The following is a 15,769-nucleotide window of genomic DNA, read 5'->3' on the forward strand; positions in this document are numbered from 1 at the left end:
AACCGGGATGCGAGGCGACCCCGCATCCCCAGCCATCCTTTTGGAGCAAGAGAATCATGATAGCAATCAGAACCCTGCTGACCCTGACCCTGCTGCTGGGCGTGGGTTATCCGCTGGCCGTCACCGGACTGGCCCAACTGCTGTTCCCCTGGCAGGCCAACGGCAGCCAGCTCACCGACAGCAAACAGCAACTGATCGGTAGCGCCCTGCTGGGGCAGAAATTCGAGCGGGCTGACTACTTCCATCCCCGTCCCTCCGCCAGCGATTTCAACACCATTGGCGGCAGCGCCAGCAATCTGGGGATGGGCTCACCGCTGCGGGCGGAGTTCGCCGAACAGGCCGCCAAGGCACAGGCTGAAACCCGCTCCCCCGCCATGCTGACCCGCTCCGCCTCCGGCCTCGATCCCCACCTGCCGCTCGATGCGGTGCTGGCGCAGGTAGATCGCGTCGCCAAAGAACGTGGACTGGATCCCGCCCAACTGACGGAGCAGGTCAAGTCGGCCACACAAGCTGGTATCCTTGGCCCGCAGGTGGTCAACATTCTCCAGCTGAACCTGCAACTGGATCATCAAAAGGGCGCCTGAGGGCGCTCCTTGCCGATCTGGCGTTGACCTCCATTTTCGACGCGGGCAGTTGGCTCGATAAGGATAACAATGGCTGATGTAGCAAGCGCTGACGCCCTGCTGACGAGTCTGATGCAGGAGCATGGGGATGCGTGATGAGGTAAGGGCTGACGCCCTGCTGGCGAGCCTGGAACAGGAGCACAAGGGCAAGCTGAAGGTGTTTCTCGGGGCCGCTCCCGGCGTCGGCAAGACCTACGCCATGCTGCAGGCGGTGCGGGAACAGGCCAAAGAGGGGGTCGATATCCTGATCGGCGTGGTGGAGACCCACGGCCGTCAGGAGACCCTGGCCCTGCTCGACAAGCTCGCCATCATGCCGCGCAAGATCCACATGCACCGTCAGCAGCGACTGGAGGAGATGGATCTCGACGGCCTGCTCGCTCGTAAACCGGCCATCGCCGTGGTGGACGAGCTGGCCCACAGCAACGCTCCCGGCTGCCGCCACGAGAAACGCTGGCAGGATGTGGAGGAGCTGCTCAACGCCGGAATCGACGTCTACACCACCCTCAACGTGCAGCATCTGGAGAGTCTCAACGATCTGGTGTGGCAGCTGACCGGGGTCAGGGTGAAAGAGACCCTGCCCGATCAGGTGCTGCTGGAAGCCGACAGTCTGGTGCTGATCGACCTCCCCCCCAAGGAGCTGCTCGGCCGCCTCAAGGAGGGCAAGGTCTATGTGCCCCATCAGGCCAAAGCGGCGCTGCAATCCTTCTTCTCCCTCAACAACCTCACCGCATTGCGGGAGCTGGCGATGCAGACTGCCGCCAGCCATGTGGAGGGCGATCTGCAACTGCAGTGGCAGGCAGCAGGCAAGAGCACCTTGCCGCTGCGGGGCAAGCTGATGGTTTGCCTCGGTGACCTGCACGGCTCGGCGCTGGTGCGTTACGGCCACCGCTTTGCCCAGCGCCGTCAGCTTCCGTGGCTGGTGGTACATGTCGACAGCAATGGCCGCCGCTCTGCCGATGTGGAGCAGGCGCTGGCGCTCGCCTCCCACCTCGGCGCCAAGGTGCTGACGCTATCCAGCCCAGCGGTCGCCAACACCCTGCTGGAGACCGCCGAACAGCAGCAGGTCTCCCAGCTGCTGCTCGGCAAACCCCACAAGGCGCCGTGGCGCCGTTCGCTGGTGCAACACCTGCTCAAACAGGCGCAGGGGCTCGAAATCACTCTGGTCGATACCGAGAAGCAGAAGCCCGAAGTGGGGATGCGCGTCTCGACGCCGAAAGATATACACCACAGCCTGCTGGCAGTGGTGATCATGGGGATCACCTCGGCCATCGCATGGGGACTCTCCTACTGGCTGCCCCCCGCAGCGTTGCCACTCATCTTCGTGCTGGGGGTGCTGGCGACTGCCCTCACCACCAGTCTGGTGCCCGCCACACTGGCGGCTGTGCTGGGCTTTATCGCCCACAATCTGCTGTTCACCGCCCCCTACTTCTCCCTGAGCGTCGCCAACCACAGCGACCTGCTCACCCTGTTTGTGCTGCTTATCGTCGGCATGACGGCGGGACGGCTCGCCTCCCGTCAGCGGCAACAGCTGATCGGCCTGCGTGAAACCCAGTTGCTGGGCAATGCTCTGCTCTCCCTGAGCCAAGGGCTGGCTACGGCCAGCAGCCCGGAGGAGGTGCTCAGAGAGGGAGCCCAAGCCATTTCGCTGGCACTCGGCCAGCCGACCGTGGTGATCGACAAGGAGTTCAACGACAGGCTCGGCAACGAGAAGCACAGACCCGGCCAGACCGACAAGGCGGCCATCGACTGGTGTCTGGCCCAAAAGCAGAGCGCCGGAGCCCACACCGCCACCCTCAATGCCGCCGAGGCCCAGTATCACCATCTCAGCGACGATCTGGTGATCGGCATAACGCTGGCCTATCCGCTCTCCTCCTCTGCCGAACACCAGCTGCAGGCGCTGCTCACCGACATTCGCGCCGCGCTGGCGCGGATCGACCTCAACGAGCGGCTGGCCGACAGCCAGCTACAGGCGGAGACCGACCGGATGCGGGCCGCTCTGCTCTCCTCGGTCTCCCACGATTTGAAAACGCCGCTGGCGACCATCATGGGGGCTGGCAGCACCCTGCTGGAATATGGTGACCGGATCCCCGCCGAAGACCGCAACGAACTGCTCCACTCGGTGCAGGAAGAGGCGCGCCGCCTCCACAGCTATGTGCAGAATCTGCTGGATATGACCCGCATCGGCTCCCCGGACTTCCAGCTGAAACGGGATTGGGTGGACCTGACCGATCTGGTGGAGAGCGCCCGCAAGCGGCTCGACTCCTCCTGGCGCCAGCACAAGCTGCGGGTCCATTTCGATCAGCATGTGCCCCAGCTCTATGTGCACGGCGCCCTGATCGAGCAGGTGCTGGTCAATATTCTCGACAACGCCTCCCGCTACTCGCCGGCTGGCACCCCCATCGAGTTCAAGGTGATGGTGGCCGAACCCGACCTTATCATCGATATCATCGATATCGGGGTCGGTATCGCCGAGTCGGATCGGGAGAAGATCTTCAATCTCTTCTACACCCAGCCGGTTGGCGATTGCGGCAGCCGTGGCACCGGGCTTGGCCTCGCCATTTCCCGCGCTATGATAGAGGCCCACGGCGGCAAGATTTGGGCCTTCTCCGGCCCCAATGGCAACGGCACCTGCATGCGCATCTCCCTGCCGCTCGCCCTCAATTCACCGGAGGTCTGATGTTTGACCGCCAGATCGGGTCACTCAGCCCCTCCCACCATTCGCCTCTGGAGGTTCGATGGCGCACATTCTGGTCATAGATGATGAAGCGGCGATCCGTCGCTTTCTGCGGATCAGCCTGATCGCCGAAGGACATCAGGTGAGCGAGGCGGTCAGCGTCACCGAGGGGCTGGAGCAATACCGTCACCTCAACCCCGATCTGGTGATCCTCGATCTCGGTCTGCCGGACGGCGATGGCATTCAGGTGTTGCAGGCCATTCGCGAGCACCACCCTAACCCGGTGCTGGTGCTGTCGGCCCGCGATTCGGAGCAGGAGAAGGTGCGGCTGCTGGATGCGGGCGCCAACGACTACATGAGCAAGCCGTTTGGTATCGGCGAGATGATGGCCCGTATTCGTGTGCTCTTGCGCCAGCGGGCCGGGGTCAGCAGCGGCGAGCAACGTCACTTCCCCGATTGCGGCCTGACGCTCGATATCAGCAGCCACAAGGTGACCATGAAGGAGGAGGAGATCCCGCTTTCCCGTAAAGAGTTCGCCCTGCTGCAAGCGCTGGTGTGCCACCCCGGCAAGCTGGTGATGCAGACCCAGCTACTCAACGACATCTGGGGGCCGAGCCACAAGGAAGACACCCACTACCTGCGCATCGTCATCGCCAGCCTGCGCAAAAAGCTGGGGGATAACCCCCAGCAACCAACGCTTATCGAGACCGAATCCGGTATTGGCTACCGCTTTATCGGCAACTGACGTTTCACGTGGAACGGCGCCCACAGCCAAGCAGTGCCAGCAGACCGCAGCCACTCAGCAACAGGCCGAGATCCTGCAATCCGGCCGCCACCGCCAATCCCAGACTGAGCAGCAGGTAGTAACCAAGCCCGAACAGGGCGCCTGCACTGCCTGCTACCTCGCGATAAGCCAACAGTGCCTGACTCAGCACATTGGGAATAGCCAGCCCGAAAGCGACGACGACACCCATCATGGGCAACAGGAACCAGAGGCTGGCCTGAGTCGCCCAGACCAGCAGCCCGGCGACCAACGCCAGAGCGCAAGCCAACCTGACCAGAGAGGACGGCAGCCACCCCCTCCCCAGCAGATGCTTGTTAAGCAGACTGCCGAGCAGGGTCGCCAGCGCCAGCAAGATCCCCGAGTAACCAAACTCGCCGACGCTCAATCCCAATCCGGCAAACAGGAACGGCGCCAGACTGTAGTAACCAAACAGCATGGTGTTGAACAGGGCGACCAGCATGGCACTGCGCCAGACTCCGCCATCCTTCATCATCCGGCACGCCAGCGGCCAGAGTGCGACTCGCTGGCTGGTGGCCGGACGGGTTTCCGGCAACTGCCAGCAGGTCACCAGCAGCAAACCTACCGCCAGTACCAGCAGACCGCTGAACACCCCGAGATAGCCGAACCCGCTCGCCAGCTGGCCGCCACTGAGCAGCCCCAGCACCGGACTGAGTGAGAGCGCTATGCCCATCACCGAGAAGACCCGCGCCAGATCGCTCCCCTGATAGCTGTCGCGCAGCATGGTCTGGGTCACTACGGATCCCACGGCGGCGCCAAAGGCCGAGATGACCCGGGCCAGCAGCAGAGTTTCAAACTGGTTGGCCAGCAGCGCCAGCAGGGTGCCGACACCATAGGTGAGCAGACCCGCCAGCATAGCGGGACGCCGCCCGATCAGATCGCAGAGCCGCCCCCAACAGACTACGCCTACCGCAAACGCCAGAAAATAGACCGACAGGGTCTGGGATGCCTGCCCCTCGCTCACCCGAAACTGGGTGGCGATGTGGGTCAGGACCGGGCTGTAGATAGTCTCCACAATCTGGGGAAACATCATCAACCCCACCACCAGCCAGAGCGGTGGCAACTTGTTGTTCATGACAAACCTCCTTCACAAGAGGTCGCCATTCTAGAGAGATGCCGATTGTCTGATTACAATAAGCAGGACTATAAACATCAAAAATCGGACATATGGCCTTTATTCTTCCCGATCACCCTTTTGACCCCGACCAGCTGACGGGCAGCGTGATCGGCATTGCCTCCGCCCTCGGTTGGCACGACTCGGGCCTGCATCAGCATCAGCGCCATCAGCTGCTGTTCGCTCAATCCGGCTGCATGACCATGGAGCTGGAAGGCCGGGTCTGCCTGCTGCCGCCCACCCGTGCCGCCTGGCTGCCTGCGGGCACTGCCCACCGGGTATTGATGCGTGGAGTGGTGGCCTACCGCTCCCTCTACTTCCAGCCGCACCCCGAGTTGCCCGGCACGGTGGAGGTGCTGGCGGTCAATCCGCTGCTGCACGAACTGATCGAACGGATGGCGCTTTGGCCGTGGGACAAACCGCAAGAGCAGCAGCAACGGACGGTGGCACTGTTTATGGAGGAGTTGGAGCAGGCACCGCGGGAGTCGTGGCAGTTGCCGCTGCCGACCGATCCCAGAGTGGGCGACTGGCTACAGCAGTTGAAACGGGGGAATGCCCTGCCCGATCGGCTCAACCGGCTGGCCGAGCGGGTGGGTGCCAGTGACAAGACCATTGGCCGCATCTTCATGCGGGAGACCGGCATGAGCTATCAGGCGTGGCGTCAGCAGTGGCGGCTGTTGCGCGCCATGGAGCTGCTGGCCGAAAGCGAGTCCATCAGCCGGATTGCCGCTGCGCTGGAGTTCTCCAGCGACAGCGCCTTCATCAGCTTCTTCAAACAACATACGGGACAGACCCCCCTGCGCTACCTCAACTCTCGGGGTGAGTCGCCACAGCCTGGCTCGCCTCCACCACCAGGGTATCCAGCGCCAGCGGTTTGAGGTTGTGCAGCGCATCCTGCACCACGGCATGGGATGCCTGTTGCAACTCGCTCTGCACATCCTGCTCCAGCTGGGCACTCTCCAGCTCGGGCCGCGGGTTTTCGTTGGCCATCACGTTCAGGCTCAGGGCACTCACAATCAGGGTAGCGATCAGGCTTTTCATCTGGTTTGCTCCGGTATGGTTGAGATGACCAGATAGCTATTCCAATAGTTGTGCCAATCGTCACGCAATTCATAACATGATGATTTTGTTTAAATTAACTATCTTTCGATACCAAATTGAGTCGCAAAATGCATTCAACCCGGTCATTTTTAAACCAACAGTTGGTGCTTTTAACCACGCTTGATTTTTGCACCATGTTCCACGTGGAACGTCCCATCTTTTTGATCGACACCCGCTTTTAAACTGAGCTATGGTGCTACATCTTCGTAACTGATTCTGGATCTGTCACCGAATGGAATTTTCCTTGTTCGGCGAGAAGTTCACTCGCCACGCCGGTATTACCCAACTCATGGATGACCTCAATCAGGGGCTGACCAATCCGGACGCCATCATGCTGGGTGGCGGCAATCCGGCCCCAATCCCCGCCATGCTGGAACGCTTTCAGGCCGAGGCCAAGAGCCTGCTCGACAACGGCGAGCTGGTCAAAGCGATGGCCAACTACGATGGCCCGCAAGGCAAAGACAGGTTCACCAAAGCGCTGGCCGCCCTGCTCAGCAAGGAGCTGGGATGGGATATCTCGGCTCGCAATATCGCCCTGACCAACGGCAGCCAGAATGCCTTCTTCTACCTGTTTAACCTGCTGGCCGGTGAATTTGCCGATGGCCGCAAGAAGAAGGTGCTGTTCCCGCTCGCCCCCGAATACATCGGCTATGCCGACTCGGCGCTGGCGGACGACTACTTCGTGGCCTACAAGCCCACCATCGAGAAGCTGCCCGATGGCCAGTTCAAATACCACGTGGATTTCGAGAGTCTGCAGGTAGGTGACGATATCGGGGTGATCTGCGTCTCCCGCCCGACCAACCCGACCGGCAATGTGCTGACCGACGAAGAGATCGAACATCTCGATCAGATCGCCCGCGACAAGGGAATCCCGCTGCTGATCGACAACGCCTACGGCGTCCCCTTCCCGGGCATCATCTTCAGTGAGGCCAAGCCGTTCTGGAACGCCAATACCATCCTCTGCATGAGCCTCTCCAAGCTCGGCTTGCCGGGCACCCGCTGCGGCATCGTCATCGCCGACGAGAAGATCATTCAGGCCATCACCAACCTGAGCGGCATCATCAATCTGGCGCCGGGCAGTCTGGGGCCCGCCATCACCATCCCGATGATCGAGAGCGGCGCTATCATCGCCCTCAGCGAACAGGTGGTGAAACCCTTCTATCAGCAGAAGGCGGAGCTGGCGGTGCAGCTGCTGCGCGAAGCGATCCCCGACCCGCGCTTCCACATTCATAAACCGGAAGGGGCCCTCTTTCTCTGGCTCTGGTTTGAAGGCTTGCCGATCCACTGTCAGGAGCTTTATGAGCGACTGAAGGCGAAGAATCTGCTGATCGTGCCGGGTCACTACTTCTTCCCCGGTATCGATGACCCCGAGTGGCGCCACAGCCAGGAGTGCATCCGCCTCAACTACTCCCAGAGCGAGGAGCTGGTGCGCCGCGGCATCGCCATTCTGGCCGACGAGATCAACGCCCTCTACGCTGGTTAATCCAATCCAGCGATACAAAAACAGAAAGGCCTGCAGATGCAGGCCTCTCTTGTTTATCGCGATCCGGTTTGCTTAGCCGGGCAGCGCCAACGGCTCGGGTTTACCGATGGGGATGGCACGGGGCTTGAGCGCCTCCGGCAGTTCGCGCGCCAGCTCGATGGTCAGCAGACCATGCTCCAGTTTGGCGCCCTGGACTTCCACGTGCTGGCTCAGCTTGAAGGCGAGCTCGAAGTCACGCTCGGCAATCCCCTGATGGAGGAACTGACGCTCACCGGCCGCAGCCCCTTTGCGCCCCTTCACCTTGAGGGTGCCGTTTTCGGTCTCCAGCTCCAGCTCTTCGCGCTCGAAGCCAGCCACGGCGACCGTGATGCGATAGCCATCCTGATCGCGCTTTTCAATATTGTACGGGGGGTAAGCGGCGGTCTTCTGATCGAACAGAGCTTCCAGCTCACGGGCCATCCGCTCGAAGCCGACAGCATTGGAATAAAGATGAGAAAAATCGAGGTTACGCATAATCCTATCCTTCTAATAAGCAACAGGTTCAACTCTCCACAGGCCCGTCGTCGGCACCCGGGAAATTTTAAAATTTCAGTGGATTCAGGCTATCAGCCGTTGATCTCGATCTTGCGCGGCTTCATCGCCTCGGGCACTTCACGCACCAGCTCGATGTGCAGCAAGCCGTTTTTCAGGTCGGCCCCTTTCACCCGCACATAATCGGCCAGCTGGAAGCGGCGCTCGAAACCACGTTCGGCGATCCCCTGATAGAGATAGTTGCGCCCGGTATCGGCCTGCTTGTTGCCCTTCACCGTCAGCAGATTTTCCTGGAAGCTCAGCTCCAGCTCTTCCTGGGTAAAGCCCGCCACCGCCATGCTGATGCGGTAGTCGTTGTCACCCAGCTGCTCGATGTTGTAGGGGGGATAACCGGCATTGCCATTGCTGGCCGCAGATTCGATGAGATTGGCCAGACGATCGAAACCAATGGCAGAACGATAGAGCGGAGAAAAGTCGATAGAACGCATAGTATTACCCTATTGTGAGCGATAATGGATTGTTTGCCCTCCTTATGGACGGGCGTCTGGTCGAAACCTCTGTCGAGCGTTCCGGCCTTGTTACCTATATAGGGGCTCACTTTTTCCTTTCAAGGGGATTTCTTTCAAATTTTTTAAATGTCCGCGCCGACCTGTAGAACATCAACCTGTTGGCCCGATAGTGATGATAATCGACCCGTGGGCCACTGATGGCAACTCGCTCCGTCTCCCATAATTGGTTGCATATCCACCAGCCAACATGGAGCTATCCCATGAAAATTACCCAGGTTCGCAACGCCACCTTGCTGCTCGACTATGCCGGCACCCGCTTTCTGATCGACCCCATGCTCTCGGCCAAGGGGGCTTTCCCCGGCTTTGAGGGCACCGCCAACAGCCAGCTGCGCAATCCGCTGGTCGAGCTGCCGCTACCGATCGATGAGCTGGTCGATGTGGATGCCGTTATCGTCACCCACGACCATCCCGACCACTGGGATGATGCCGCCAGAGAGCTAATCCCCAAGCATCTGCCGCTCTTGGTGCAACATCAGAAAGATGCTGATGCCATTCGTGCCAGTGGCTTTGAGGATGTGCGCCTGCTGAACGACCAGCCCGAGTTTGCCGGCATTCGCCTGCAACAGACCGGTGGCCAGCACGGCAGCGACCAGTTGATGGCGGTACTGGGCGAGCGCATGGGAGAAGTGTGCGGCGTGGTCTTCTCCCACCCCGATGAGCAGTGCCTCTATCTGGCCGGTGATACCATCTGGCATCCCCGGGTCGAGCAAGCCCTGCAACAGCATCAACCCGAGGTCATTATCCTCAACTGCGGCGATGCACAGGTGCCCGGGCTTGGTTCCATCATCATGGGCAAAGAGGATGTCGCCGCCGTTTATCAGGCTGCACCGCAAGCCATGCTGATCGCCAGCCATATGGAGGCGGTCAACCACGCAGTGCTGTCACGCCAGGAGCTGCGCGACTATCTGGCGGAACGGGGCATGATGGATCGGGTACGGGTGCCAGAAGATGGCGAGGCGATATCGCTGTGACCCGCAGGAGGGCCATGCCAGAGATGGCCCTTCGGCTTTCACTGCCGAACGCTTATGATGAGTGGTCTGCGCGCAGAGAGGAGCCAACATAATGCCCACCCCGATCGTTGCCGTGGTGACCTTCGATCACTTCAGCCCTTTTCACTGCGCCGTCCCCTGTCTCATCTTCGGCGATATTCTGCCGGGCCAACCGCTGTTCGAGCTCAAGATCTGCTGCGGCGATGGCAACCCTCATTCACACTCGGCGCAAGGCTTCACCATTCAGGCTCCCCATGGGCTGGAGGTGCTGGCCGAGGCGGAGATCATCGTTATTCCCTTCTGGCACGACCCGGCAGCACGGCCATCCGCAGCGCTGCTCGATGTCCTGATTGCCGCCAGAGCCAGAGGTGCCCGACTGGTCGGGCTCTGCCTCGGTACCTATGTGCTCGCCTACGCCGGACTACTTAATGGTCGCAATGGTCGCAAAGCATCGACCCACTGGGAGTACGAGCAGGATTTCTGCCACCGCTTTCCCTGCGTGCAGCTCGATACCAACGCCCTCTATGTCGATGATGATGGGCTGGTCACCTCGGCAGGCACTGCCGCCGGGCTGGACTGCTGCCTCTATCTGGTACGCCAGTACCACGGCTCGGCCATCGCCAACAAGGTGGCACGGAGGCTGGTGATCCCGCCCCACCGGGAAGGGGGTCAGGCCCAGTTTATCGAGCAGCCGGTGCCCGCCTCCACCCGCGATGTCCGGATGAACCAGTTGCTCGATCACCTGCGTGCCCATCTGGCCGAGCCTCACACCCTGGAATCTCTGGCGGCCCATACCCTGATGAGTCGGCGCACCTTTACCCGCCGTTTTCATCAGGCAACCGGCCTCTCGGTGGGTGAATGGCTGCTGGCGGAACGGCTCAGGCGCAGTCAGGAGCTGCTGGAGGTAAGCAGCCATTCCATCGATCGCATTGCCGAGCTGGTCGGCTTCAAGAGTGCTACCTCTCTGCGCAATCACTTTCGTGCCCGCTTTGCCATCTCCCCCAGCGAGTGGCGACGATCTTTTCGTGGCAACAATGTCTGATGACATCCTCTATACCCGCACACTCCGCTATGGCAGGTTAACCAGAGATCCCGAGGAGTCATTCCATGTCCCGTTCCGAACGCCTGCTGGCCCTGCTCCAGTTGCTGCGCGGCCATCGCTACGCCATCACAGGTGCGGAGCTGGCCAGCCAGCTTGGCATCAGCCTGCGCACCCTCTACCGGGATATCGCCACCCTGCAGGCACAAGGCGCCCATATCGAGGGTGAACCCGGGATCGGCTATGTGTTGCGTCCCGGCTTCATGCTGCCGCCGCTGATGTTCAGCGAGGAGGAGCTGGATGCGCTGGTGCTGGGGTCACGTTGGGTCGTCGCCCATGGTGATGGAGCCTTGAGTGCATCGGCCAGCAGTGCGCTTGCCAAGATAGAAGCCGTGCTGCCCGCCGACTATCGCCAGCAGCTCCAGAGCAATGCCCTGCTGATCGGCACCTCCCGCAGCGAGAGCCTCACCGATGAAGCCCCGCTACGCAGCGCCATCCGCCAGCAACGCAAGGTGACACTGAGCTATCGGGATCTCAAGGATGAGGCCTCTGAGCGCACCATCTGGCCCTTTGCCCTCGGCTACTTCGAACAGGTACGGGTACTGGTGGCCTGGTGCGAACTGCGTCAGGGCTTTCGCCACTTTCGGGTCGATCGCATCACCCGAATGCAGCCGCAAGATTGCCGCTATCCAAAAAGCAGAGAGAGCCTGCTGAAGGAGTGGCGCGCCACTCAGCAGATCCCGCAGCCGAAATTCATTGCTGACAGAAACTGACAGCAGGTAGCGCCATGCTGACGGGGTCGGCGCCGATGCGTCATCTCATCAGCAAGGAGCATCACCATGTTAGTCCCCCAGTTCACCATCCTCTACGTTACCAATCCGACCCGCAGCGCGCTCTTCTACCGCGAGTTGTTCGGTCGCCAGCCGGTGGAGGAGTCACCTACCTTTGCCATGTTCGTGTTCGAATCGGGCGCCAGACTGGCACTCTGGTCCAGCGCCACTGTTGAACCTGCCGTGACCCAAACGGCCGGGGCGATGGAGCTAGCCTTCGCCCTCCCGGATGATGATGCCGTCGATCGCTTGTCTGCCGAGTGGCTGGCGCGCGGGCTCACCCTGATCCAGGCGCCGACCAAGATGGAGTTTGGCTACACCTGCATGACCCTCGATCCGGACGGCCATCGTCTACGCCTCTACTGTCCGGCCCCCGAACTGGGCTGAGCCGGCACTATCAAGATGGATCCATGTTTCACGTGGAACGTGCAACATCCTCCGCCAGAAAAACAAAAAGCCGCTCACAGGGAGCGGCTTTTTTATATCGGGCTGACAGCGTCGATTAGACGTCGAGGTTGGCTACGCGCAGGGCGTTAGTCTCGATAAAGTCACGACGGGGCTCAACGGCATCACCCATCAGGGTGGAGAAGAGCTGGTCGGCACCGACAGCGTCGTCGATGGTGACGCGCAGCATGCGGCGGGCTTCCGGATCCATGGTGGTTTCCCACAGCTGGTCCGGGTTCATCTCACCCAGCCCTTTATAGCGCTGGATGTAGATGCCGCGTTTGCCTTCGCCCATCAGCCACTCGACCGCTTCGACGAAGCTGGAGACCGGCTTCACCTTCTCGCCACGCTTGATGTAACCGCCTTCCTCGATCAGGTTGGCGATCTCCTTGCCCAGCGAGACCAGCTGACGGTACTCGGAGGATTGCAGGAAGTCGTAGCTGATCGGATATTCGCGGTCGACACCGTGCTGACGTACCACGGCGTGCGGCACGAACAGGCGGCGCTCTTCATCGCGGCGAACCTGGATCTGGTACTGGATACCGTGGTTGCTCTCGTTGAGCACGGCTTCCATACCCTGACACCAGGCCAGCAGATCGCTCTCGTTGTTCAGCAGCGCTTCGTTCAGCTCAGGCTGATAGATCAGCTGGGTCAGCACGGCTTCCGGCGCACGACGAGACATGCGGGTGATCAGGTGAGTCACCGAGCGGTGCTGGTTGACCAGACGCTCCAGCGCCTCGCCACCGATGGCCGGGGCAGACTCGTTAACGTGCAGGGTGGCACCATCCAGCGCCATGGCGGTCTGGTACTGCAGCAGCGCGTCTTCGTCTTTCAGATACTGCTCCTGCTTGCCCTTCTTCACTTTGTAGAGCGGCGGCTGGGCGATGTAGACATAGCCACGTTCGATGATTTCCGGCATCTGACGATAGAAGAAGGTCAGCAGCAGAGTACGGATGTGCGCACCATCGACGTCCGCATCGGTCATGATGATGATGTTGTGATAACGCAGCTTGTCCGGGTTGTACTCGTCGCGACCGATACCGCAGCCAAGTGCGGTGATCAGGGTACCCACCTCTTGTGAGGAGATCATCTTGTCGAAACGGGCCTTCTCCACGTTCAGGATCTTGCCCTTGAGCGGCAGGATGGCCTGGTTCTTCCGGTTGCGGCCCTGCTTGGCGGAACCGCCAGCAGAGTCCCCTTCCACTATGTAGAGTTCGGAGAGCGCCGGGTCTTTTTCCTGACAGTCTGCCAGCTTGCCGGGCAGACCGGCGATATCCAGCGCACCTTTGCGGCGGGTCAGTTCACGAGCCTTGCGGGCCGCTTCACGGGCACGGGCTGCATCGATGATCTTGTTGACCACGATCTTGGCATCGCCCGGGTTTTCCAGCAGGAAGTCGGCCAGCTTCTCACCCATCGCCTGTTCCACTGCGGTCTTCACTTCGGAAGAGACCAGCTTGTCTTTGGTCTGGGAGGAGAACTTGGGATCCGGCACCTTGACGGAGATAACGGCAATCAGACCTTCACGCACGTCGTCGCCACTGGCGGCAGACTTGGCCTTCTTGCTGTAGTCCTCTTTGTCCATATAGGAGTTCAGAGTACGGGTCAGCGCGGTTCGGAAACCAACGAGGTGAGTACCACCATCCCGCTGCGGGATGTTGTTGGTGAAGCAGTAGACCCCTTCCTGATAGGCGTCGTTCCACTGCATCGCCACTTCAACGCCGATACCATCCTGCTCGGTGGTGAAATGGAACACCTTCGGGTGGATAGGGGTCTTGTTCTGGTTCAGGTATTCAACGAATGCCTTGATGCCACCCTCGTAGCAGAAATGCGCCTCGCGGCCATCACGCTCGTCTTGCAGACGGATGGAGACACCGGAGTTGAGGAAAGAGAGCTCACGCAGGCGCTTGGCCAGGATCTCGTAGTGGAACAGGGTATCGCTGAAAATGGCAGGGCTCGGCCAGAAGCGCACTTCAGTACCGGTGCCGGTGCTGTCGCCAATCTGCTTGAGCGGCGCCTGCGGCTCACCCAGATGATAGGTCTGCTCGTAGACGTGGCCGTTACGACGAATGGTCAGCAACAGCTTGTCAGAGAGGGCGTTAACGACGGAGACACCCACGCCGTGCAGGCCGCCGGATACCTTGTAGGAGTTGTCATCAAACTTACCGCCAGCGTGCAGCACGGTCATGATGACCTCTGCGGCGGAGCGGCCCTCCTCCTCGTGCATGTCTACCGGGATACCCCGGCCATTGTCACGCACAGAGACAGAACCGTCGGAATGGATCTTGACCAGAATATCGGAGCAGTAGCCAGCGAGCGCCTCGTCAATGGAGTTATCGACGACCTCGAACACCATGTGGTGCAGACCCGAGCCATCATCCGTATCGCCGATATACATCCCCGGGCGCTTGCGGACCGCATCCAGGCCCTTCAGCACCTTGATATTCGAGGAGTCGTAAGTATTTTCACTCATAGCTTACTCTCTGCCTTCTCTAACGTTTCGGAGATTTTACCTTGTTCCACGTGGAACAACTTACAGTCATTCGCATCCATCATGTCTGCGAGCTGACCGGTGTCGATGGCGGTGATAAACACCTGGGACGCACACTGCTTCAGCCTTGCGGCCAGCAAGCGGCGCTTGTCGACATCCAGTTCAGAGGCAAAATCGTCAATTAAAAAAATACAGCCACGGCTGCTATGTTGATTCAAATAGAGCCCTTGGGCCAGTCGCATGGCGCAGACCAGCAACTTCAGCTGACCCCGGGACAAAATATCCTGAGCGGGTACCCCGTTCGCCTTGAGGCGCACATCGGCTTTCTGTGGACCGACACCGGTATAGCCCAGCGCCCGATCCCGCTCAAACCCCGCCTCCAGCAGATCGCCGAGGGGAGTATCTTTCTCCCAGCCCCGGTAAAAGCCGAGACTGATATCGAATTCCGGCAGAAAATCCGCCGTCATCTCCTTGATCAGGGGCGTAATGGCCTGACAATAACTGGCGCGAAACTCGGCCAGCTCACCCCCCAGCCGCACCAGCTCCTGATCCCAGAACGCCAGCTGGCGATATTGGGTGCTCTGGCGCAACAGCGCATTGCGCTGTTTCAGCAGCCGCCGCACTCGTCCCCAGAGGGCAAAGAAGGTCGGCTCCTGATGGAAAACGCCCCAATCGAGCCAGGCGCGGCGAGCCTGAGGCCCGCCCGTCAGCAGGTTGAAGCCATCGGGATGGATCAACTGCACCGGCAACAGCTCCGCCAAATCGGCAAGCCGCTGGGCCTGCGCCCCGGCAATCTTGAGCTGGGTCTCGCCACTCTTGTCTTTGGCAAGACCGATCGGTACCTGACGCCCCTCCAGTTCACACTGGGCAAACAGGGTAAAGGCCCTCTCCCCCTGGCGGATGACCCGCCCGGTCAAATGAGTGCGAAAGGAGCGCCCCAGACCAAGGTAGTGAATGGCTTCCAGTACGCTGGTCTTGCCGCTGCCATTACACCCAACCAGAATGTTGAGGCCGGGCGACAGCTTGAGACTGGCTTGCTGGATATTGCGAAAGTCGCTGAGCTGGAGTTTGACCAGGGACAC

Annotated in this window: 15 protein-coding genes; 9 read left to right on the plus strand and 6 right to left on the minus strand. The window is 60.6% G+C overall.

What is annotated here, in order from left to right:
• The first annotated feature begins 56 nt into the window (after positions 1 to 56).
• The 3 genes from ACW5W8_RS09090 (at position 57) to ACW5W8_RS09100 (ending at position 4,042) form a co-directional block, all read left to right on the plus strand.
• Positions 57 to 584 (plus strand): potassium-transporting ATPase subunit C, encoded by a 528-nt coding sequence (locus ACW5W8_RS09090; RefSeq protein ID WP_498627468.1) that lies wholly within the window; start codon positions 57 to 59, stop codon positions 582 to 584.
• Between the two features lie 127 nt (positions 585 to 711).
• The gene (locus ACW5W8_RS09095) at positions 712 to 3,300 is read left to right on the plus strand and encodes an ATP-binding protein (RefSeq protein ID WP_498627470.1); all 2,589 of its coding nucleotides are present in this window, start codon (positions 712 to 714) and stop codon (positions 3,298 to 3,300) included.
• 58 nt (positions 3,301 to 3,358) lie between these two features.
• Positions 3,359 to 4,042, plus strand: a complete 684-nt coding sequence (locus tag ACW5W8_RS09100) for a response regulator (protein ID WP_498627471.1) — start codon at positions 3,359 to 3,361, stop codon at positions 4,040 to 4,042.
• Between the two features lie 4 nt (positions 4,043 to 4,046).
• Here the strand turns inward: ACW5W8_RS09100 and ACW5W8_RS09105 are convergent, their stop codons facing one another.
• A complete protein-coding gene (locus ACW5W8_RS09105) occupies positions 4,047 to 5,174 on the minus strand; it encodes a multidrug effflux MFS transporter (protein WP_498627472.1) in 1,128 nt (375 codons plus the stop codon).
• 92 nt (positions 5,175 to 5,266) lie between these two features.
• Here ACW5W8_RS09105 and ACW5W8_RS09110 point away from each other — a divergent pair, with 92 nt between their 5' ends.
• Entirely contained in the window at positions 5,267 to 6,091 is an 825-nt protein-coding gene (locus tag ACW5W8_RS09110; protein WP_498627473.1) for an AraC family transcriptional regulator, read from the plus strand.
• Here ACW5W8_RS09110 and ACW5W8_RS09115 read toward each other — a convergent pair.
• A complete protein-coding gene (locus ACW5W8_RS09115; RefSeq protein WP_005342304.1) occupies positions 6,021 to 6,254 on the minus strand; it encodes a hypothetical protein in 234 nt (77 codons plus the stop codon). The two genes, ACW5W8_RS09110 and ACW5W8_RS09115, sit on opposite strands and share 71 nt — an antisense overlap.
• Before the next feature lie 292 nt (positions 6,255 to 6,546).
• Between ACW5W8_RS09115 and ACW5W8_RS09120 the strand changes: the two genes are divergently transcribed.
• Positions 6,547 to 7,797 (plus strand): valine--pyruvate transaminase, encoded by a 1,251-nt coding sequence (locus ACW5W8_RS09120; protein ID WP_498627475.1) that lies wholly within the window; start codon positions 6,547 to 6,549, stop codon positions 7,795 to 7,797.
• A gap of 72 nt (positions 7,798 to 7,869) precedes the next feature.
• Here ACW5W8_RS09120 and ACW5W8_RS09125 read toward each other — a convergent pair whose 3' ends face one another.
• Both ACW5W8_RS09125 and ACW5W8_RS09130 read right to left on the minus strand, forming a co-directional pair.
• A complete protein-coding gene (locus ACW5W8_RS09125) occupies positions 7,870 to 8,310 on the minus strand; it encodes an Hsp20 family protein (RefSeq protein ID WP_498627476.1) in 441 nt (146 codons plus the stop codon).
• Between the two features lie 92 nt (positions 8,311 to 8,402).
• Entirely contained in the window at positions 8,403 to 8,816 is a 414-nt protein-coding gene (locus ACW5W8_RS09130; RefSeq protein ID WP_005339298.1) for an Hsp20 family protein, read from the minus strand.
• 281 nt (positions 8,817 to 9,097) lie between these two features.
• Between ACW5W8_RS09130 and ACW5W8_RS09135 the strand changes: the two genes are divergently transcribed.
• From ACW5W8_RS09135 to ACW5W8_RS09150, 4 genes are all read left to right on the plus strand, one after another.
• A complete protein-coding gene (locus ACW5W8_RS09135; protein WP_498627478.1) occupies positions 9,098 to 9,868 on the plus strand; it encodes an MBL fold metallo-hydrolase in 771 nt (256 codons plus the stop codon).
• A 91-nt stretch (positions 9,869 to 9,959) separates the two neighbouring features.
• A complete protein-coding gene (locus tag ACW5W8_RS09140; RefSeq protein ID WP_498627479.1) occupies positions 9,960 to 10,928 on the plus strand; it encodes a helix-turn-helix domain-containing protein in 969 nt (322 codons plus the stop codon).
• A gap of 65 nt (positions 10,929 to 10,993) precedes the next feature.
• Entirely contained in the window at positions 10,994 to 11,698 is a 705-nt protein-coding gene (locus tag ACW5W8_RS09145; RefSeq protein ID WP_498627480.1) for a helix-turn-helix transcriptional regulator, read from the plus strand.
• 66 nt (positions 11,699 to 11,764) lie between these two features.
• Positions 11,765 to 12,142: a VOC family protein gene (locus tag ACW5W8_RS09150; RefSeq protein ID WP_498627481.1), complete on the plus strand. Its 378-nt coding sequence runs from the start codon at positions 11,765 to 11,767 to the stop codon at positions 12,140 to 12,142.
• Positions 12,143 to 12,257: 115 nt separating this feature from the next.
• Here ACW5W8_RS09150 and gyrB read toward each other — a convergent pair whose 3' ends face one another.
• The gene (gyrB, locus tag ACW5W8_RS09155; protein ID WP_498627482.1) at positions 12,258 to 14,669 is read right to left on the minus strand and encodes a DNA topoisomerase (ATP-hydrolyzing) subunit B; all 2,412 of its coding nucleotides are present in this window, start codon (positions 14,667 to 14,669) and stop codon (positions 12,258 to 12,260) included.
• Positions 14,666 to 15,769, minus strand: a complete 1,104-nt coding sequence (gene recF / locus ACW5W8_RS09160) for a DNA replication/repair protein RecF (protein ID WP_005339305.1) — start codon at positions 15,767 to 15,769, stop codon at positions 14,666 to 14,668. Before recF ends, gyrB begins: the two co-directional genes overlap by 4 nt.

The organism is Aeromonas aquatilis (assembly GCF_054052405.1).